The sequence below is a fragment of the Streptomyces tatrensis genome, assembly GCF_049310065.1.
Classification (GTDB): Bacteria; Actinomycetota; Actinomycetes; order Streptomycetales; family Streptomycetaceae; genus Streptomyces.
Window position 1 is genome coordinate 90,310 of the sequence record NZ_JBMDLB010000005.1, and the last position, 19,306, is coordinate 109,615.

Here is a 19,306-nt window from a genome sequence, read left to right on the forward strand (position 1 = left end):
TTAGTGAAGGAAAAACATGCCAGAGGCCCGGTCCCTGTGGGGGACTGTTCTGCGTGTAGCCATGCCCGCGTTGGCCATTGCGGGCGTAGTGTTGCCCGCTGCACCAGTCGCGGCTGCCCATGCTGTCGGTGTTCATCCCGTGTTGGCCTCCGGTGCCGCGCGGCCTGCGGATCCTTGCCCGAGCGGAGAGGCACCGCCTTGCGGGGCTACCGCCGTAGATAAGCAGGAAGCGCTGACGGACAAGAAGACAGCTGCGACTGAGAGGCCTACCGCTGATCAGAAGATCGCGGACTACAACAAGCAGGCCACAAAGTGCAAGCCGTCGGCCTTGCCGCCAGCAGGAGAGACCCCGACGGACAACTGCCTGACGGGCCTGCTCGGTGACCCGGGCCGGTACCTTGGTACGCCCGACCGGGTTGCAAGCATGAGCAACCAGCAGACGACCCTACAGAACTTCCGGCAGCAGCCGAATCAGAACGCTACGGCCGTAGTGAACACCACCTGCGAGCAGTTCGGGGCGTCGCTGCCCGAGGTAAAGCCCGAAAACGTGAATATGTACACCGCTCTGTGCAAGGAGAGTGTCCGGTGAAGGTTTTGTCGATCCCCGCCCGACGGCGTGGCCTCATCCTGGTACCGGCGGCACTGGGCGTGCTCCTAGGGGTCACGTCCTCCAGCGCACTGGCCGTACCGCACCCTGTCAGAGAAATGCCGCAGGCGCAGGCGCTCGATGCCAGTGGTAAGCCGATGGCATCGGTCCGCCCGATCCTCGACTACTGCAAGACCAGCGGCAGCAACTGCTCGTTCCAGATCGATCCGGACCAGACCGAGCAGTTTTACACCGCAGCGAGGTCCATGGGCAATGCAGTGATCAACTGTACCAACAAGGAAATTAAGATCACGCGCAAGCTGGAGCTGAAGACCCGCAGCACCGACAACCTCGGCGGTAACATCACTGGCTCAGCCGAGGCATCCGGGAATGTCTCCTCTGCAGCTGAGTCTGCCACGAATAGTAACACCTCCAGCGAAGGTAGCTTCACCACACCCAACTTCGAACAGGGTCCCACCTCCACCAACTCCGGTAGCAGCCAGTCGGGCAATGCCGGTTCGGCATCCGGTTCACAGGGCGCATCGGCCGTCTTCACGGGCGGATTCGGGGTGAACTACTTCCACGAGTGGCAGCGGGAACAGACCGAGGAAACCAAGTATGAGCTGACTCTCGCAGCAGGAGACGCGGCCTCCTTCTCGGCCAGTCACGCCATGCAGCGGGTGAACGGAAAGCTCACCACGGGAAACGGAGCGACCGTCCGCAACGTCACGGTCGATGGCCCCTCTACGGTCAACACCAGCACGTTCATCGCGCACACCTTCACCGTGCCGGGCGACACCTGTCGACGGGTGCGACCCCAGAACCAGAACGACGCCGCGGCCCCGACCCGCTCGGCTACCGAAGTCGGCCAGCTCCCCGCCGGCGCCCAGCCCAAGGGCCGCCAGGTCATCCACCCCACCAAGAAGCAGGCGCCGAAGGCCTCCAAGAAGTAAACATCCAAGGCGGTCCAGCAGACCGAACCAGTTCTTACCTCCCGGGCGCCGCAGATAACCTCCACTATTGAACCGAAACTCTTGAGGTTCCTTTCCGCGTGGCCGTGACCTGCGGCGATGGTGGCGATGGAGCGGCAGACCAGGAGTTTCGGATCAATAGCTGCCGCGCCCGGGCACACACTTCTACCTTGCGCCGCCTGTCTCATCCGGGCCCAAAGTACGGCTGAACTCACCTTCGCGTAAAACAGGGAACCCCGGCAGGACCTGGCCCCGTCCGTCCGGACTGTGATGCCGCCGGTCTGGTTGCCCCACGACTACATTCTTCGCGCAGCCTGGAGTGCAGTTCGCATGCGCGCCTTTGCGCCCTGGCATTACGGCAACGAGGGCACTGGAACTCCGGCTGCTCATGCCCAGACCTGCAGGACGCACACATCGTCGTCGACAGGGAAGGCCATCTGGTCGACAGGACATCCATCTCGCACCTGAAGGTGTCCCGTGCTCACTACCAGAGTAAGCAGTGAGCTGGCAGCAACACCGCCAGCAGGGCACGAATGCCCAGAGACCGACTGAAATCACCATGTGCATTCCCGATAAAATCCTCCCCGACACCACACGCCCTGACCGGTGCCTGAGTCGAACAACAGCGCGGGCGCCGGTGAGCACCCCGACCTATTGATCGAAACTCCTGGTCTGCCGCTCCATCGCCACCATCGCCGCAGGTCACGGCCACGCGGAAAGGAACCTCAAGAGTTTCGGTTCAATAGTGACAGTCCCAACTCGATCGCCTGACTGCCACAGGGAAGAACGCCTCACCAACCTGCCCCGCCCCGCCGAATCCTCTGACAGGACGGTATTAAACCGTGAGAATCAAGAACCCGCCAGTCGTCGTCCTCGCAATGGCACTGGCATCACCTCTTCTCGCGATCACCTGCACCACAACCGCACACGCCCAGATGGATCCCCCCCGCGAGAACTCTCATCTTTTCGGCTGCAGCACCCCATACATCACGCCGTCGAATACTGAATATGCGTCTGGTGAAATTTGCTGGAAAACCAGGGACAACAAGACGTCATGGATTCTGAGGGTTGCGGCCTGGGAGGAAGGTAACGTACGGAACGAAAGGCGCCCAGGTCAGAATGGCGCCCCGTACCTTAATACAATTAACTTCTGGGTTGACACCCCTTCCGGCAAGCGTCTGCTGCTTCAGAATGCTGGCCCCGACATGGATCGTTACATCAACGACGGGCGCGGGGAAACTAGGGATATCGAGCTCGGACAGACTGAAGCCCTGCAACCGAATCAAACTTACACTTTCCACTACAACGCCCAAAAAAATACGAAGTACAGCCAGTACGATAACTCGGGACATGAGATGTACACCCGCCCGGACAGGCGAACGGTATATAATACCAATTCGAAGATCAATGACGCCTATGGGAGATATCAGGGACTCGGTGGTCAATACACCTTCAGGACCCATGCGCTCGACGAGACGAGTGACAATAACTATCGGAGCCAGTAGGGCGGAGTCTGTCAACTTGTTCGAGTCGGTTTGTTGGTGCTTTATTGATCAGAAACTCATTGGGTGTGACTGTTTAGTACTCCAGCCGTAGTTCGTGATCTTCATGCCTGAGTGCCTGGTGATGATGGGCTCAGGGGTTCGAGTGCGTGTTTCTGGGGTCCGAGAGGCATGAAGAGAGGGGCCCTCTGGAGAGTTTTTCGTTGCCACGAAACACCCCGGAGGACCCCGTGCCGCGTTTGTACCAACTCGCCTGCCCCGCCGACAACTTCACCACTCGTGCGTGTGCGTGTCTGCCGTGCTGGTTCGGCAACGTCCCGTCGTGGGCGCCCTCGGAGTACTGCCACCGGCAGATGCTCGACCAATGCCACGAAGTTAAGGACCAGTTGACCTCGGCTATTCAGCGGAATTGCCCTGTGGGCGGGACTGATCACGCAAAAGGTGCCCTGACCTGCAAGGATTCGAGTGTCTAGATCGAATCTGAAGCGCAGACACGGCAGCTGTAGTTCGTGACGTGTGAGGTTCCTGTCATGTGACGGCTGCTGCGGTGACGTTGTTCCAGTGGCGGTGGTAGTTGGCGGCGCGGTGCTGGTGTTGGCGGCGCCGGTGAGACCACTGGAGTGCGTGTGCGGGGTCGGTGTCCTGGCGGGGCCGGGGCAGGGTGAAGCTCCGGAGCAGGGTGAGGAGTTCACGTGGGCTGACGGGCACCATGTCGTCTTCGTCGTCGGGCTTGCCCGCGGTGCGCCGGCGTTCATGGAGGGCGCCGATGGCGAGGAGCGCGTAGGCGATCATCGACATGAGGGTCCAGCGGTGCCAGGAGGTCCAGGAGGTGGTCTGGCCGGTGTCGAGGTGGGCCAGGCCCTTGGCTCCTTGGAAGTCCTCTTCGACGCGCCAGCGGCGGCAGACCGCGCTGACCAGCATGGATATCGGCTGCTGGGCGGTGTGCCAGGTGCGGTAGAAGGAGAGGGTACCGCTGCGGCGGTGGCGCCGGATCAGGACGTGGCTGTGTCCGGCTTCCTGGCCGGGTGGTGTGTCGTCGGCGGCCACGTCGATCACCGCCCAGTCGTAGAGCCGTTCGCCCTTGGTGCCGTTTCCGGTCTTCATCCGCATCCAGGCCCGCTTCGGTATCCGCTTCAGCAGTGCGGTGACCTGCTCCTTTCCGCCGCCGGGCGTGGTGACGCAGTGGCTGGTGGGCACGGCCATCGCGTAGCCGTAGCCCAGAGAGCGGATCCGGGTACGCAACTCCCGGCCGCCGTAGACCTCGTCCGCGGCGACCGTGGCGGTATGGATGCCCGCGGCGTGCGCGGCGGCGAGCATGTCGCCGGCCAGCTGCGGCTTGGTGGCGAACCCTGTCTCCTCGGGCACCCCGACCAGATCGCGGCGCTCCTCGTCAGCGGCCCATGCCTCACCGAGATACAGGCGGTGGTCGATCAGCGCGTGCCCTTCCGCGCTCACATAGGACAGGTGTACCGCGACCTGGCACAGACCGATCCCGCCCAGCGCCCCGGAATACTGCCTCGCCGCGCCGGCCGCGTCGGTGGAGGACTTCTCATCACCCGTCTCGTCCACCACCAACATCACATCCTCCGGGCCGAGTTGCTCCACCGTCCAGGCCGCCGCAGACCGGCGTATCGCCGCGTCGTCGAACCGGGCCCGGGACAAGAAGTGCTGCAGGACGTGCGGGCCACCGTGCCCGATCGCCTCGGCCAGCGACCAGCAGTTCGCCGACTCCTTCACCACCAGCAGCCCCTCGACCACATTCCGGCAGGTCATCCGGGTCTCCCGGCGAGGGAAACACCCGGCCAGCCGGCCCATGAGGACCTCAAAGGAACCGGCCCACACCTCATGCACTACCGTGGCCGCTGCGGCCACCGCGTTCTGATTCGTCGTCACAAACGATCACAATGCCGGTGGCCGTACCCATGCCCACAGGCACCCACCCACCACGCTGACCAGCGACGACGCCCTACACCTCACGAACTACAGCTGCCGTGGCAGAGCGGGGGCACCTTTCTGGTGGCGAAGACTACAGGGTGGGATGAGCGGCTCGCCGTACGGGCCGACGGGCGGGGTCTGGTCGGGCATGCCGGTGCGGTGCTGCTGCGGAAGCTGGCGGACCGGGTCGGCCTGACCGACGCGTTGTCCGGTGTGCTGCCGTCGGGGACGGGTGCGGGGTGGCGGGAGCGGGCGCCGGTGGTGGTCCAGCTCGCCGTCGCGATCGTGCTCGGCGCGAGAAACCTGTCCGAGGCCGAGCAATTGCAAGCTCACCACCAGCGGATATTCGGTCCGCCGGTATCGGACTCCACCACTCGCCGCGCCCTGGCCGCCATGGACACCGCCACCGCGAACGGCATCGCCCGCGTCCGGGCCCGGGTCCGCCGGCATGTCTGGACCCTGCTGGAACTACGGCCTGGTGGATTCCCCTGGCTGACCGTCGCGGGGAAACGGCTGCATCGCTGGGTAGTCATCGACATGGACGCCACGATCATCACGGCGGAGTCGAAGAAGCAGGGTGCCACCGCGACCTGGAAGAAGAGCTTCGGCTTCCATCCGCTGGCGGCCTGGTGCGCGAACACCGGCGAGTGCCTGGCGATGCTCCTGCGACCGGGCAACGCCGGCTCGAACACGGTCGCCGATCACTTGCGGGTCCTGTCCGGCGCACTCGCCCAGATCCCGGGCCAGGCGACTGCGAAGATCCTGGTCCGCGTCGACGGGGCCGGCGCCAGCCATGAACTGCACGAACACCTCGCCGCGTTGAACACCCGCCGCCGCACGGTCCGTTTCACCACCGGCTGGACCATCACAGAAGCCGATGAGAAGGCCATCGCGAAGCTGCCCGAGACCGCGTGGGAGACCTCACTGAAGCAGGATGGCAGTGTCCAGGAGGGCTACTTCGTCGCGGAGCTGACCGGGCTGAACACCCGGCCCGGCTGGCTCAAGGGCATGCGCCTGATCGTCCGCAGGGTCCGCCCCTCGGGCCGGCACGTGAGGGACCTGACCGCCTTCGAGAAGAAGACCGGCTGGAAGTACAGCGTCACCGCCACCAACATCAGCAAGATGACCCGGATCCCCGGCTCCCACCAGGTGCAATGGCTCGACGCGGTGGCCCGGCACCACGCCGTGGTCGAGGACCGGGTCCGCACGAACAAGGCGATGGGCCTGCACAACCTGCCCTCGAAGTCCTGGACCGTGAACCAGAGTTGGATCATCACCGCAAACCTGGCGGCCGATCTCGACGCCTGGCTCCGCCTGCTCGGCCTGCACGACGAGTCCGATCTCGCCGAGGCCGAGCCGGACACCATGCGCTTCCGGCTCTACCACCTGCCCGCCCGACTGTCCCGACACGCCCGCCGCCGCTGGCTCCGCATCGAATCCACCTGGCCATGGGCGACCGCGTTCACCACCGCCTGGACCAGGATCACCGCTCTCCCGGCCATCACCTGACGACCGGCCCCACCCCGACAACGACCAGAACGGAGGAGACCCGCACCGAGCCACCGGGAGACGTGGAACCCCGGCGCAGCCGCAGCGTCACGCGACGACCCCGAACCCGTACCACAGGCACAAACCGGGGTGAACCGATCACCTCACGGAAGCGGCATCACCGCTGACGGATCGAGGTTGACTTTGTCAAGCACGAGCGCCAGATGAGACGGGCCTCTGCTATCCAGGGGATCGACCAAGATCTTCCTGAGAGAACAGAGGCCCAGTGGCACATCCTGTCACGTACGGAATCGATGATGTGTTCGCGCCTGGGCATGTCGGTGAATTGACGCAGGTCATCCCGACCGAGCTGGTGGATGCGGTGTTGGACGAGACCGGGACTCGCGAGCGTCGGCTACGCCGTCTCCCCTCACGCGTCGGGGTGTACTTCGTGCTCGCGCTCGGGCTGTTCGAGCACCTCGGCGCCGGGCTGGTGTGGGGCAAGCTCGTGGCCGGACTGACCGCTGCGGTGCCGCAGACGTCGGAGAAGGCCCTTCGCGATCTGCGACGGAGGATCGGCGTTGCCCCGTTCCAGCGGCTGTTCGACGTACTGGCGGGCCCGTTGGCCCAGCCGTCCACCCCCGGAGTGCGCTACCGCCTCTGGCGGACGGTCGCCTTCGACGGCTGCGGGAGTCTGAACGTCCCTGACCACGAGCGCAACCGGTCCTGGCTCGGCCGTACGGAGCGCCGCCACGGCCCTTCCGGTTACCCCCGGCTGATGCTGATGACCTTGTGCGAAACCGGAACCCGCGGGCTGATCGCCGCCGTCTTCGGCCCCGCTTCGAAGGGCGAAACCGACTACGCACACGACCTGGTCAACCACTTGACCTCGGACATGCTCCTGCTGGCGGATCGCGCCTTCGACAGCAACAGGCTGCTCGCAGACATCGCGGCTCAGGGGGCCCAGTTCCTGATCCGCGCCACCAGCACCCGCCGCCCGCCGGTGCTTGCGCTGCTGCCCGACGGCTCTTACCTCACCCGGATCGGCGGCGTTCGGCTGCGGGTGATCGAGGCCGAGATCCGCTCCCGTACCGCCGACGGCGACGACTTCGGCGGAACCTACCGCCTGCTCACCACGCTGAGCGACCACCGCACCGACCCAGCAGACCGCCTGGTCGGTCTCTACCACGAGCGCTGGGAGATCGAGACCGCCTACCTGGCACTACGTCATACCCTGCTCAAGGGCCGCGTTCTACGGTCGAAGGACCCAGTGGGCCTCACCCAGGAGATGTGGGGACTCCTGGTACTACAGCGGCGGATCTTGCTGATGTGATCGGGTTGGTTCGATTGGGCGAAGGTGTGCGGGCAGGGGGTCGCCACGTCGCTGGTAGTGGCTGATGGCGGCTGCGGTCTGGTGCTCGACTCGCCAGTGGTGCTGGCGCAGGAGCTCGGCGTCGTCGTGGCGGACGGCCAGGCCGGTGAGGGCGAGGAGTCCGGCGATGGCCGAGAGGGTCAGCCGGATCATCGGGCCGGGTTCGCGCGCGCGGGAGGTCGGGACCGCAGGTACCTCGGGGAGCGCGGGGGCGGCTGCGGCCAGGTCCGTTGTGCCGCTTGGGAGTTCGAGGGCATCGCTCGGGTGCCGGGCACTCTGGACGGTGAGGAAGGCGTGGGCGAGCATCGTGCAGGTGATGCTGCGGTGCCATGGGGTCCACTTGCGGACCTGGTACTGGTCCAGACCGGTGAGCTGTTTTCCCTGCTCATTGTCCTCCTCGATCTGCCATCTCACGCCTGCCTGCCCGATCGCCGCACCGGCCGGGGTGCCCATGGGGGCGTGGACGAGGAAGTAGGCGTACTCGTAGTCGAACCGTCCGCCGGCGAGTTGCTTCTGGTGGGTGGAGCGTCGGATCAGCAGCTGGTGTTCGAATCCGTCGGCCGGTTCCTGGCCGGTGACCGTCACCGCGAACAAGGTCCAGTCGTAGTAGCGCAGACCCTTGGAACCCTCCCCGCAGGAGCGGCGTTCCCACTGGTCACGGCGCTTCGCGTAGGGCAGCAGGTGGTCCGCGCGCTTGATCCTCGCGGTGCCCGGGGCGGGGCTGCCGGGCGGGCCGGCCAGCGGCAGAGTGACCGGGACCGCCAGCACGTAGGACAGGCGTTCGCGATGCAGGAAGTCGCGCAGGCCGCCATCGCGGCCGTAACCGGAGTCGGCCACGACCCAGGAGAACAGCACCCCCTCGGCCAGGGCCTGTTCGAGCATGCGAACCGCCAGCTGCGGCTTCGTGGCGAACGCGACCGCGTCGGGTACCCCGGCCTCACGGCAGCGGGCCCGGTCGTCGGTCCAGGCCGCGGGCAGGTACAGGCGGCGGTCGATGTAGGTGTGCCCGCCGGGGGCGGCGTAGGTCAGCATCACCATGACCTGGCAGTTCCGTACGTCGCCGGTCACCCCGCAGTGCTGCCTGGCGACCCCCACCGACCTGGTCCCCTTCTTCTGCACCTGCGTGTCGTCCAGGACGAGCGTCGCGGCCGGGTCGCCCAGGTGTTCGGCGACGTAGGCACGCAGCTCGCCGAGCAGGGCGTCCGCCGACCACGAGGCCGCGTTGAGGAACTTCTGGATCCGCGACGGCGTGACGTGGCCCGCGCGTGCGGACATCGTCCAGGCGTTCTTCCTGCGCAGGTCCGACAGCAGCCCCTCGACCAGATCCGCGAACACCTCCCGCGGCTCCGGCCGCGCGAACAAGTGCCCGAGACCACCCAGGAAGACCGCTAACTCCTCGGCCCACTCACCGAGTTGTTCTTCTGTCACAACAGCCAGCATGACCGCTCAACGACACAACCGATCAGCAGTCACATGATCTGCCGCTGTAGTACTGGTCATCTACCAGGCCCTGCGCTCGATGATGGTGACCGCGGTGGAGACAATGCCCGGTTGCGATCCCGACCGGGCCGGCTTCACCGTGGCTCTGGAGGCCGCGCGCGACACGGTCATCAGCGTCGCCGGGACGACCGCAGCCACAGCTCCGGGCGGACGCCCCGACCTCGTAGGACATATTGGGACTCGTGTCCTGCGGGCGTTGTTGTCCAAGCGCCGGATGCGACTGTCCGCTCGCATCGTCAAGTGCGGAACGTCCCGCTACAACATCTGGAACCGCGATGACCGACCTCGCGGCAGCAGGCCGATCACCGCCATCGTGATCACCGTGCATCCACCGGCTCTCCCCACCGCGCACGCCCCAGGCCGGGCCGCCTCCGGCCGCTGGGGGCAGGTCTGCCGGATCTTGGCGGAGAACTCCAACCAGGCCATGCACGCCCGCGACATCGCAGGAGGTCTTGGCCTCACCAGCAGCGGACGCGTGCTCAGCGGCTTCAACGCGCAGCTCTGCTACTGGGCGCGCAACGGCCGACTCATCCGCACGGCACCGAGTACGTACAAGATCCCTCTTCCAGGGGTCTTGACAGCGTCAACTGGTCCTTAGGGCTTGCAGAACAATAAGTTACGTGCTCCCGTTCTTGACACCGCAGCTCAGTCAGGGTGTTCGAGAGCGAGTTAATGATCTGCAAGCCCTTAACTTCGTGGCATTGGATGCTCGACGCGCTGCGCTATCTTGCCGACAACGGCGGCAAGTGGCGCGCGCTGCCCGAGCCGTTCCCGCCGCCGCGCAAGGTCTTCGACTTCTTCCGCCGCTGGGTGCGTCAGAACGTGTTCGCCCAGATCCATGCCGCGCTGGTCAAGAAGGTCCGCCTCCGGGCGGGCCGGTCCGAGCAGCCGACGGCCGCGATCATCGACGCGCAGTCCGTGAAAGGGGCCGAGACGGTGGGTTCCTCAACGCGGGGCTTCGACGGCGGCAAGCAGATCAATGGGCGCAAGCGGCACATCGTCGTCGACACCCTGGGTCTGGTCCTGCTGGTGGCCGTCACCGCCGCCGATGTGAACGACCGGACCGCCGCGATGGCCCTCTTCCACCGCCTCACCCTGCTGTTCAGGCAGGTCACCAAGGTCTGGGCGGACCACGGCTACGACGGCGAACTCGTGCCCTGGACCCGCCGGCACCTCGGTCTCGACCTGGAGATCCCCGACCACCCCGGCCGCCGCAAAGGTCGGGGTTTCAAGGTCATTCCCAAACGCTGGATCGTGGAACGCACGCTGGCGTGGATCACCCGGCGGCGTCGCTGCGTGCGCGACTACGAGCGCCGCCTGGACCACCACGCGGCATTCGTGCTGATCGCCGTGGGCATCGGGATGAGCCGCCGCCTCGCCGGCCGCGCCGACGCCCCCTCCCGACAGGTCAGCCGGGCAGCCTGGTGAACTTCCCGTCGCCCCGCTTCACGATCCACCCCTTGGCCGCGAGCCGGGAACACACATCCCGCGCCCGCTGCTGACGCGCCGGCGTCGTCTCCCATCCCAGATCCTCGGCCACCTGCCGGGCCATCACCGGCCCCTTCGCCCCGCGCACGAACACCAGCACCGCCCGATACATCTCCGGCAGCACCCCTCCTCTACGCCCGGCTCCCACACCGGGACCGGCCCGCGCGCCACCGCTGAAGTCGGCTCCCCGGCCGCTGCGGGCTCCGCCGCCCCAACCGGCAAGGAAGCCCCGACCGCGTCGGCCACCTCCTCCACCTCCGTCAGCACCGGACTCAAGGAGGCCGCGACCTCGGTCAGTTCCGGCCGCTCCTCAAGGGCCAGCCGCACCCGCCGCACCGCGTCCTCCTCGGCCGCGGCCTCCGCCAACCAGTAATCAACCTGCTCCTGAGCCTCCGCGAGCAGCACCTGCCACTCCGTCGCCTTCCCCCGCGCCACCTCGGCCTTCGCCGCCATCAACGACATCACGGACACCATCGAGACCTCCCGCACGCACTCGGAACCGTCCTACGCCTCACAAACTACAGCTGCCGTGTCAGACCCCAGCGGGAGCCGGACGCGCGATGGTGCCGCAGAGTGGTCGGCCACTCTGCGGGGGAGTGTCATAGATCAGGCTCTGGCCCGTAGTCGGTGGTGACGGTGGGTGTCCGTCAGGGCAGGAGGATGCGGTGGCGGAGAAGGTCGAATCCGGCGCGCCCATGCATCTGCCTCATGATCCTTTTGGTCCGGGTGTTGACGCCTTCGGTGCGGCCGTTGTGGTAGGGCAGGGTGAGGCCGGCGTTCACGGCGGACCGGTCGATTTCGAGGCCGTTGGTGAGACTGCGCAGGTGGGGCAGGTCGAAGGCGCGGGCGGCCGTGATCCACTCGGTGAGTTTCACGTCGTTGCCCTCGGCCGGTTTCAGTAAAGCGGCGAAGCCGCAGACGAGATCGGCGAGTGCAGTCATCTCCGGGCAGGCCGCGGCGATCTTCTCCACCAGGGTCGTTTCCTTCGGACGCAGGTTTTCGGGGTCGGTGAGCAGGAGGCGGCTGGCGTGACGCACCGTGGTGACGGGGCGGTCGCCTTCGGCGCGGCCCTGGTTGAGGTACCGGACCAGCAGATTGGCGCTGCCCGTGTAGCCCAGCTCCCGGATCTCTTCGAGGAGGTGGGTGACCGGGACGGCCGGTTCCTCAGCACGGCGCCGTCGCAGGTGGTCGCGGTAGGGGTCGACGAGGGTGGGCCGGTAGGTGGGGGCGATGCGCAGGGCCTGGGGCTCGGGCATGCGGGCGTAGCGTTTGATGGTGTTCAGGGCCAGGCCGAGGCGGCGGGAGCAGTCGAGCAGGCCGACGCCCTGGCCGAGGAGATCGTGGACCTTGTTCCAGCGTTCGCGGGTGGTCTGTTCGCGTACTCCGCCGGGGCGGGGCGGGTTGATGGTGGCCCAGCATCCGGCATGCGCGCGGACCTCGAGCTGGGCTTTGTCGCAGAGGTTGCGCCAGAGGTGCCATCGGTCGCTGACCTGCACCGCGTCGGGCAGGGCGCGGCGGACGGCCTGGGCGTAGGTGGCCGAGCCGTCCCGGCACACGACCTCGACCCCGGGATGCTCGCGCAGCCAGGACTCCAGGGTGGCCATCTCGCGGTCGGGCAGGACCGCGACGCGTCTGCCGGTCTCGGCATCCGTGATGATCGTGGCGTAGCGATGGCGGCGGCGCAGGGCGAAATCGTCCACGCCGATCACCCGCGGGACCGCCTGCTTGGGCAGCGGCAGGCGCCGCAGATGGCGCAGTGCGGTGCTGCGGGAGACGGGCACGGCCAGCAGAGCGGCCAGGCGTGCGGCCGCCCGGCCGCATAACTCCCGCGCCACCTGCGATATCTGCCCGGCGAGACGCACAGTGCGGCGCTGATGACGCTTCAGCACTCCGGGAATCTGCTCACGGAAGGTCTGCCGGGAACAGCCCAGAACCGGACAGACCAGCCTTCGTACGCGCAGGTGGACGACGACCGGGCGGCCGTCGACCGGCACGTCCCACACCGTCCGGTGGTGATACCCGTGCACCCTCGCCGTCGGCGTCCGGCACACCGGACACGCCACCGCCACATCCCGCGTGCGGGCCGTGACCACCACCTTGCCACCGTCGTCCCTCACGTCCTCGACGACCAGTGCCGACAGGCCGGAAAACACCGTCCCGATAAGGGAGTTGACATCCATCACAAGATCATGATCGCGGATGGCTACTCGGCGTCACCACCGACTACGGGCCAGAGCCGAGATCGGCTCTGTCCCGTAATCGGTGGTAGCGCCGCGTGCTGATCATTGGTAAGCATTCAGAAGGTCGGGGGCGGGGTCGTTGCCCAGTACTACAGCGGCGGATCTTGCTGATGTGATCGGGTTGGTTCGATTGGGCGAAGGTGTGCGGGCAGGGGGTCGCCACGTCGCTGGTAGTGGCTGATGGCGGCTGCGGTCTGGTGCTCGACTCGCCAGTGGTGCTGGCGCAGGAGCTCGGCGTCGTCGTGGCGGACGGCCAGGCCGGTGAGGGCGAGGAGTCCGGCGATGGCCGAGAGGGTCAGCCGGATCATCGGGCCGGGTTCGCGCGCGCGGGAGGTCGGGACCGCAGGTACCTCGGGGAGCGCGGGGGCGGCTGCGGCCAGGTCCGTTGTGCCGCTTGGGAGTTCGAGGGCATCGCTCGGGTGCCGGGCACTCTGGACGGTGAGGAAGGCGTGGGCGAGCATCGTGCAGGTGATGCTGCGGTGCCATGGGGTCCACTTGCGGACCTGGTACTGGTCCAGACCGGTGAGCTGTTTTCCCTGCTCATTGTCCTCCTCGATCTGCCATCTCACGCCTGCCTGCCCGATCGCCGCACCGGCCGGGGTGCCCATGGGGGCGTGGACGAGGAAGTAGGCGTACTCGTAGTCGAACCGTCCGCCGGCGAGTTGCTTCTGGTGGGTGGAGCGTCGGATCAGCAGCTGGTGTTCGAATCCGTCGGCCGGTTCCTGGCCGGTGACCGTCACCGCGAACAAGGTCCAGTCGTAGTAGCGCAGACCCTTGGAACCCTCCCCGCAGGAGCGGCGTTCCCACTGGTCACGGCGCTTCGCGTAGGGCAGCAGGTGGTCCGCGCGCTTGATCCTCGCGGTGCCCGGGGCGGGGCTGCCGGGCGGGCCGGCCAGCGGCAGAGTGACCGGGACCGCCAGCACGTAGGACAGGCGTTCGCGATGCAGGAAGTCGCGCAGGCCGCCATCGCGGCCGTAACCGGAGTCGGCCACGACCCAGGAGAACAGCACCCCCTCGGCCAGGGCCTGTTCGAGCATGCGAACCGCCAGCTGCGGCTTCGTGGCGAACGCGACCGCGTCGGGTACCCCGGCCTCACGGCAGCGGGCCCGGTCGTCGGTCCAGGCCGCGGGCAGGTACAGGCGGCGGTCGATGTAGGTGTGCCCGCCGGGGGCGGCGTAGGTCAGCATCACCATGACCTGGCAGTTCCGTACGTCGCCGGTCACCCCGCAGTGCTGCCTGGCGACCCCCACCGACCTGGTCCCCTTCTTCTGCACCTGCGTGTCGTCCAGGACGAGCGTCGCGGCCGGGTCGCCCAGGTGTTCGGCGACGTAGGCACGCAGCTCGCCGAGCAGGGCGTCCGCCGACCACGAGGCCGCGTTGAGGAACTTCTGGATCCGCGACGGCGTGACGTGGCCCGCGCGTGCGGACATCGTCCAGGCGTTCTTCCTGCGCAGGTCCGACAGCAGCCCCTCGACCAGATCCGCGAACACCTCCCGCGGCTCCGGCCGCGCGAACAAGTGCCCGAGACCACCCAGGAAGACCGCTAACTCCTCGGCCCACTCACCGAGTTGTTCTTCTGTCACAACAGCCAGCATGACCGCTCAACGACACAACCGATCAGCAGTCACATGATCTGCCGCTGTAGTACCAGGAAGCGTTGCGCGGCTCCGGCGGAACGGAAGTACTTCATTGACCGTTCTCGCTCGCGGGTGGGTTGGTGGGAGTTCTCGGCCCGGTTGTTCAAGCCCTTGTGCGAGCGGTGCTCGACCGAGGGCATCGTCTCGCGCAGGGCCGCCCCGTAGGAGCGGAGCTTGTCGGTGACCACCACCCGGGGTACCGAGGCGGTCTTCTTGCGCAGCTTCTTGAAGAACCGCCTGGCCGCAGCCGCATCCCGGCGGGACTGGACCAGGATGTCCAGGACGTTGCCGTCGGCGTCGACGGCCCGCCACAGGTACTTGCGCTCGCCGCGGATCCTGATGAAGACCTCGTCCAGGTGCCACTTGTCGTCCGGGGCCGGGCGGCGGTGCCGCAGCCCCCGGGCGTACTCGGGGCCGAAGGTGATCGACCACTGCCGGATCGTCTCGTGGGTGACCTCGATCCCGCGCTCGAGCATCAGCTCCTCGATGTCGCGCAGGCTCAGGGTGAACCGGTGGTACAGCCACACGCAGTGACCGATGATGTCCGCGGGATAGCGGTAGCCCCGGTACGACGATGTCTCCACGAACGACCCCTCCCCAGCGGCGATCAACCTGATGATCATGCCGGAGGGAGGGTCCCCCGCTCAACCTGACAACGCCCGCCAAGACCCGTGACCAGTGGGAACGCCGTTCCCTCGGGGAGGGTGCCAAGGGTGAACGCCTCTATGACTGGACCGCGTTCGCGGTCACCGTCAAGGACGAGGCCCCGTCCGAGGGCTTCGTGCACTGGCTGGTGATGCGCCGATCCCTGCACCCCAACCGGCGCGGCAAGGACGGACAACTCCACCGGGAGATCGCCTACTTCCTCATCCACGCCCCCGACGACACCACGCTCACCGAGATCATCAGCCGGGCCGGCGGGCGGTGGCGGATCGAGGAGGACAACGAGATCAACAAACAGCTCGTCGGCTTCGCCCAGTACCAGGTACGTAAGTGGACGCCCTGGCACCGTCACATCACCGCTTGCATGCTCGCCACCGCGTTCCTCACCGTCCAGCACGCCGCCCTCGCCGATCCCGAGGAGGAAGATCCGGGAAAAGACCCGACGGCCGGAGAGAGCGAGACCACCGGCTAATCCCCGGCCCGCTGCTGCGGCCCTCCCGCCAGACCATCCGACACTGCCTCGCCACCACCCGCCTCAACCCCCACCACTCCATCGAAACCGTCCTGACCTGCGAGTACTGGCGCCGCCTCCACCAAACCCGCGCCACCGTCAGCCACTACCGACGCCGCGGTGACCCCCTACCCCGCCGCCTACGGGCCTGGGCCGACCACCAGCCGACCCCACCGATCACCGACCCTCAAGATCTCCGGCTGTAGTACTTGGCGCCCCTGCCGCTTCTTCGCCTCAGCAGCACGGCGGGTGGCCTCGCGCAGCGCCTCGGGCCGCATCACCACCCCCTTCCCGTCGACCTGGATGACCAGCGCCGTATCGGCCGTGCACGGCAATGCGATCTTCTCGCGGTAGAAGACGTCGATGTCGGCGGCGGCCTCGACGACCAGGCTCTCGGCCCGGCGCTTGCCCAGCACCTTCCCGCACCGGTCGCCGATCGCCTCGACGGCCTGGTCGAAGGAGGAGCGGATCGCTTCGCGGACCGCGAGGCGTTTGATCCCGTGGCTGTGCCGGCCGCGCGGCAGCGACAGCTCCGCGTCAGCGGGGTGCACGTTGGTGAGGCCGCGGCTGCGCCAGGCGCACCGCGTCACGGTCACCGTGCCGAACAGGCAGGTCAGCCGGCGTGCGTGTCCGGTTTCACGGTACGGGCGCAACACGCCGTCCGCGCCGGCGACCTCCCGCGGTGGCGGGTTCTGTTCCTCGTGCCGGGCGCGTAGGTCGAGGTGATCCTGGAAGAAGCGGCGCAGGATCTCCCGGCCGTCGGTCTCGATGAGTTGTTCCACCGCGGCATGGTCCAGTCCGGCGGTCTCGGGTGCCGACAGCCGTGCTGTCAGCGACTTCACCGCCTCCATCGAGCAGGCAAACGGGTCAGGGGCATGGCCGGTGTCGTAGCGTTCCATCACAGGGGGCTCTTCTTCGGGTCGTTCGTTTTGGTTGGCACCTACGAATGTAGGAAGAAGAGCCCCTTGAACACCGGGAGTTGACTCACCGCGTCTGTCGGGCCTCCGTCCGACGACCCGACACGGTGAACAACCCGGCCGTCTCCTCCTCCAGCCAGCCCCGCTCGACCAGCCGCTTCAGCTTCGACCGCGTCGTCTCGATCTTCGACGTCTGCGCGGGCAGACCGATCCGCGGAACGACCTGCTTCGCCTGCACCGGCCCAGGCGCGTCGTCGACCACGTCCACGATGTCCCGGTAGACCGGCGGGAGATCCGCACTGGTCATCCCCTCCCGCCAGACGCTCACGGTCTGCACCCCGACCACTCCGCCCCCGCCCACCGGATCGGCCTCCACCGGTGGTGCGACCGCGTCCACCGCGATTCCCTGGGCCGCGAGTTCCTCCAGCGTCTCCCGCGTCACCGTCAACCGGTCCAGCCGCCCCCGCTCCGCCCCCAGCCGGCCAGTCAACACGGCGATCTGCCCCTCAAGATCCTCCACCCGCGCCCGCACCGCCGCCTGCCGCGCTTCAAGTTCCCCGAACAACGAGCCCATCCGGCACCGCCTCCTCTACCCGCACGGTAGAGACCACCGCACCCCACCCACACCCAAATCAGCAAAACCCCAGCTCAGCTGTCCCCGAGAAGGAGCCGCACCCATGTGAATTGGCCAGCAGAGTCACTCCGGGGGTCACCTCAGTCCAGAACCGATGCCCCTTCGCGGTCATCGGCCATCTGGGCATGCCGTTCGGTCCGGTCGGCCGTCTGGTGCTGGCCGCCCTGGGGTCGGAGACGGTGGCCCACGGCCAGCCGCCCGGTGCGCGGGAAACTGAGCGGAACCGGTACCGGTGGGCGAAGATCAGCCATTCGCACCATTGGTGACATCCCGCCGATCTTCGGGCCTTTGGTCCCGTTTGGCGGCGGGGACCCGCGCACGCACGTGCACCCCACCCCGGGAGCCCGCCCGGCGGGAGCGCACGGAGCGGGCCCCCGCCAGGGAAAGAGTGTCCGGAATCACCCCATCCGTTTTGACCATTCCGTGGGGTGGGCCAATGGTCAGTCAAATGTTCACGGCACGTTCACAGTTGTGGACCATCACCGCCCAATACCTCGACCGCTACCGACATCACGTGTCCGACCGGACGCCCCGGGAGGGGAACGGTCAGGCACCCGGCTTCCCGCTCCCCGTCACCGGCGCCCAGCGCCGCTTCCTGCTCGCCCGGCTGCTCTCCGCGCACGGGCGCCCCGACCTGGTCCCGCTGTTCTTAGTCCTCCCCCGGGGCGCCGTCGACCTCGCACGGCTCGGCTCGGCCTCCGCGTACGTGGCCGCGCGCCACCCCGTGCTGCGGACCCGGGCCGCCGTGCTGGGCGGCGTACCGGTCCTGCGGACCACGGCGCCGGAGGAGCCGTCGGCGTACGTCACCAGGGTGCGCGGGGCGGGCGGCAGCGCTACGGGCCGTGCCGGCGACGCGTTGCGCGCGGCCCTGGCCGGCTGGCAGCCGGGGCCGCCGCTGCGTCTCTTCCTGGCCGCGGCCGATGACTCCGCTCCGCACGGGGACGGAGAACGGGAGGTCCTCGCCCTCGTCCTGGACCACGCCGTCTGCGACGAGCAGTCCCTCGGCGTGGTGGTCGGGGACCTCGCCGAGGCCTACACCTTCGGCCTCGGCCCCCGCGACCTGCCCGGCTCGCACGCCGCGGACGCGCTCACCTCCTACCACGACGCCGTGCACCAGCAGCTCGACGCGGAACACCGGGCGACCACCGAGTCCGCGTTGTCCTACTGGGTCGGACGGCTCGCCGGTGCCCCGCTGCCCGGACCCGCCGACGTGGCGGGACCTCGCGAGGTATCCGGTGTGCTGCGGGCGGCACTGCCGTCCGGGACCGGCTCCGGCTCTGCGGCCGGCAGCGGCGGCGGGCGCGGTCAGCTGTTCCCCGCGCTGCTGGGCGCGTGCGACCGCGCCGCGCGGGTGCTGCACGGGTACAGGCCGCAGGACCCGGCCCCGCTGCTCGGCTACCCCTGGGGCGGACGGCCGCCGGGCGCCGAGGGGCTGGTCGGCTGCTTCCTCAACACCGTTCCGTACCGGGTCCCGGGCCCGGACGCGGACCCCGGCGCGGCCTTCGCGACCTGGTGCGCCGACCTCGACCACGCGGGCACGCCCTTCGACGATGTCGTGCGCGCGGTCCGGAGCGCGGGCCTGCCCTGGAACGGCGGCTTCCACGCCCTGCTGACCTACGAGGACCGCGCGCGCAGGCCCGCACTGCGGTTGGGGCGGGCCGTCGGCAGCGAGACCCACATCGACGGGCGGCCCCTCCAGGCCCCGCTGACGGTCGCCATCTCCCACGGTTCAGCTCACGGCGCGGAGCCGGTGGTCCGCATGGCCTGGGAGCGCGGACCCTTCCCCGGCCCGGAGGCTGTGGCCGCGTTCGCGGCACTGCTGGACGCCCTGCCCGCCGACGCCTGAGCCCCGCGCCCGGCCA

17 protein-coding genes and 1 pseudogene are annotated in these 19,306 nt (G+C 67.9%); 9 read left to right on the plus strand and 9 right to left on the minus strand.

Translation table 11 applies throughout. The features are described 5' to 3' along the window. Positions 1–61 precede the first annotated feature (61 nt). The 3 genes from ACODT5_RS02010 (at position 62) to ACODT5_RS02020 (ending at position 3,062) form a co-directional block, all read left to right on the plus strand. Positions 62–589: a hypothetical protein gene (locus tag ACODT5_RS02010; RefSeq protein ID WP_422517421.1), complete on the plus strand. Its 528-nt coding sequence runs from the start codon at positions 62–64 to the stop codon at positions 587–589. Further along, on the plus strand, positions 586–1,539 hold the full coding sequence (locus ACODT5_RS02015) for a hypothetical protein (protein WP_422517422.1): 954 nt from the start codon (positions 586–588) through the stop codon (positions 1,537–1,539). The genes ACODT5_RS02010 and ACODT5_RS02015 overlap by 4 nt, the downstream gene beginning before the upstream one ends. An 860-nt stretch (positions 1,540–2,399) precedes the next feature. Then, positions 2,400–3,062, plus strand: coding sequence for a hypothetical protein (locus ACODT5_RS02020; RefSeq protein ID WP_422517423.1), 663 nt, complete (start codon positions 2,400–2,402; stop codon positions 3,060–3,062). A 525-nt stretch (positions 3,063–3,587) separates the two neighbouring features. Here the strand turns inward: ACODT5_RS02020 and ACODT5_RS02025 are convergent. After that, positions 3,588–4,952, minus strand: coding sequence for an IS701 family transposase (locus tag ACODT5_RS02025; protein WP_422517424.1), 1,365 nt, complete (start codon positions 4,950–4,952; stop codon positions 3,588–3,590). A 123-nt stretch (positions 4,953–5,075) separates the two neighbouring features. Here ACODT5_RS02025 and ACODT5_RS02030 point away from each other — a divergent pair, with 123 nt between their 5' ends. Then, positions 5,076–6,503 carry an IS1380 family transposase gene (locus tag ACODT5_RS02030; RefSeq protein ID WP_422517425.1) on the plus strand — a complete coding sequence of 476 codons (1,428 nt, stop codon included), beginning with the start codon at positions 5,076–5,078 and terminating at the stop codon, positions 6,501–6,503. A gap of 298 nt (positions 6,504–6,801) precedes the next feature. Beyond that, positions 6,802–7,815: an IS4 family transposase gene (locus tag ACODT5_RS02035; protein WP_422517625.1), complete on the plus strand. Its 1,014-nt coding sequence runs from the start codon at positions 6,802–6,804 to the stop codon at positions 7,813–7,815. Here ACODT5_RS02035 and ACODT5_RS02040 read toward each other — a convergent pair. Beyond that, positions 7,789–9,282 (minus strand): IS701 family transposase, encoded by a 1,494-nt coding sequence (locus ACODT5_RS02040; protein WP_422517426.1) that lies wholly within the window; start codon positions 9,280–9,282, stop codon positions 7,789–7,791. The two genes, ACODT5_RS02035 and ACODT5_RS02040, sit on opposite strands and share 27 nt — an antisense overlap. Before the next feature lie 106 nt (positions 9,283–9,388). Between ACODT5_RS02040 and ACODT5_RS02045 the strand changes: the two genes are divergently transcribed. Both ACODT5_RS02045 and ACODT5_RS02050 read left to right on the plus strand, forming a co-directional pair. Then, a complete protein-coding gene (locus ACODT5_RS02045; RefSeq protein WP_422517427.1) occupies positions 9,389–9,952 on the plus strand; it encodes a hypothetical protein in 564 nt (187 codons plus the stop codon). Between the two features lie 56 nt (positions 9,953–10,008). Then, entirely contained in the window at positions 10,009–10,782 is a 774-nt protein-coding gene (locus ACODT5_RS02050; protein ID WP_422517428.1) for an IS5 family transposase, read from the plus strand. Here ACODT5_RS02050 and ACODT5_RS02055 read toward each other — a convergent pair. The 5 genes and pseudogenes from ACODT5_RS02055 to ACODT5_RS02075 all read right to left on the minus strand — a co-directional run. Continuing rightward, positions 10,763–10,906: a hypothetical protein gene (locus ACODT5_RS02055; RefSeq protein WP_422517429.1), complete on the minus strand. Its 144-nt coding sequence runs from the start codon at positions 10,904–10,906 to the stop codon at positions 10,763–10,765. The two genes, ACODT5_RS02050 and ACODT5_RS02055, sit on opposite strands and share 20 nt — an antisense overlap. Beyond that, positions 10,906–11,316 carry a hypothetical protein gene (locus ACODT5_RS02060; protein ID WP_422517430.1) on the minus strand — a complete coding sequence of 137 codons (411 nt, stop codon included), beginning with the start codon at positions 11,314–11,316 and terminating at the stop codon, positions 10,906–10,908. Before ACODT5_RS02060 ends, ACODT5_RS02055 begins: the two co-directional genes overlap by 1 nt. Positions 11,317–11,489: 173 nt before the next feature. After that, positions 11,490–13,022, minus strand: coding sequence for an ISL3 family transposase (locus ACODT5_RS02065; protein ID WP_422517142.1), 1,533 nt, complete (start codon positions 13,020–13,022; stop codon positions 11,490–11,492). Between the two features lie 149 nt (positions 13,023–13,171). Next, positions 13,172–14,665: an IS701 family transposase gene (locus ACODT5_RS02070; protein WP_422517426.1), complete on the minus strand. Its 1,494-nt coding sequence runs from the start codon at positions 14,663–14,665 to the stop codon at positions 13,172–13,174. Between the two features lie 65 nt (positions 14,666–14,730). Then, a pseudogene (locus tag ACODT5_RS02075) lies at positions 14,731–15,342 on the minus strand (IS6 family transposase); the annotation flags it as partial. Between the two features lie 173 nt (positions 15,343–15,515). Between ACODT5_RS02075 and ACODT5_RS02080 the strand changes: the two are divergent. Further along, positions 15,516–15,854 carry a hypothetical protein gene (locus tag ACODT5_RS02080; RefSeq protein WP_422517431.1) on the plus strand — a complete coding sequence of 113 codons (339 nt, stop codon included), beginning with the start codon at positions 15,516–15,518 and terminating at the stop codon, positions 15,852–15,854. A gap of 179 nt (positions 15,855–16,033) precedes the next feature. Here ACODT5_RS02080 and ACODT5_RS02085 read toward each other — a convergent pair whose 3' ends face one another. Both ACODT5_RS02085 and ACODT5_RS02090 read right to left on the minus strand, forming a co-directional pair. Next, positions 16,034–16,792 carry a hypothetical protein gene (locus ACODT5_RS02085; RefSeq protein ID WP_422517432.1) on the minus strand — a complete coding sequence of 253 codons (759 nt, stop codon included), beginning with the start codon at positions 16,790–16,792 and terminating at the stop codon, positions 16,034–16,036. Positions 16,793–16,877: 85 nt separating this feature from the next. After that, positions 16,878–17,384 (minus strand): hypothetical protein, encoded by a 507-nt coding sequence (locus tag ACODT5_RS02090; RefSeq protein WP_422517433.1) that lies wholly within the window; start codon positions 17,382–17,384, stop codon positions 16,878–16,880. A 508-nt stretch (positions 17,385–17,892) separates the two neighbouring features. Between ACODT5_RS02090 and ACODT5_RS02095 the strand changes: the two genes are divergently transcribed. Then, positions 17,893–19,290, plus strand: a complete 1,398-nt coding sequence (locus tag ACODT5_RS02095) for a condensation domain-containing protein (RefSeq protein ID WP_422517434.1) — start codon at positions 17,893–17,895, stop codon at positions 19,288–19,290. Positions 19,291–19,306: the final 16 nt, after the last annotated feature.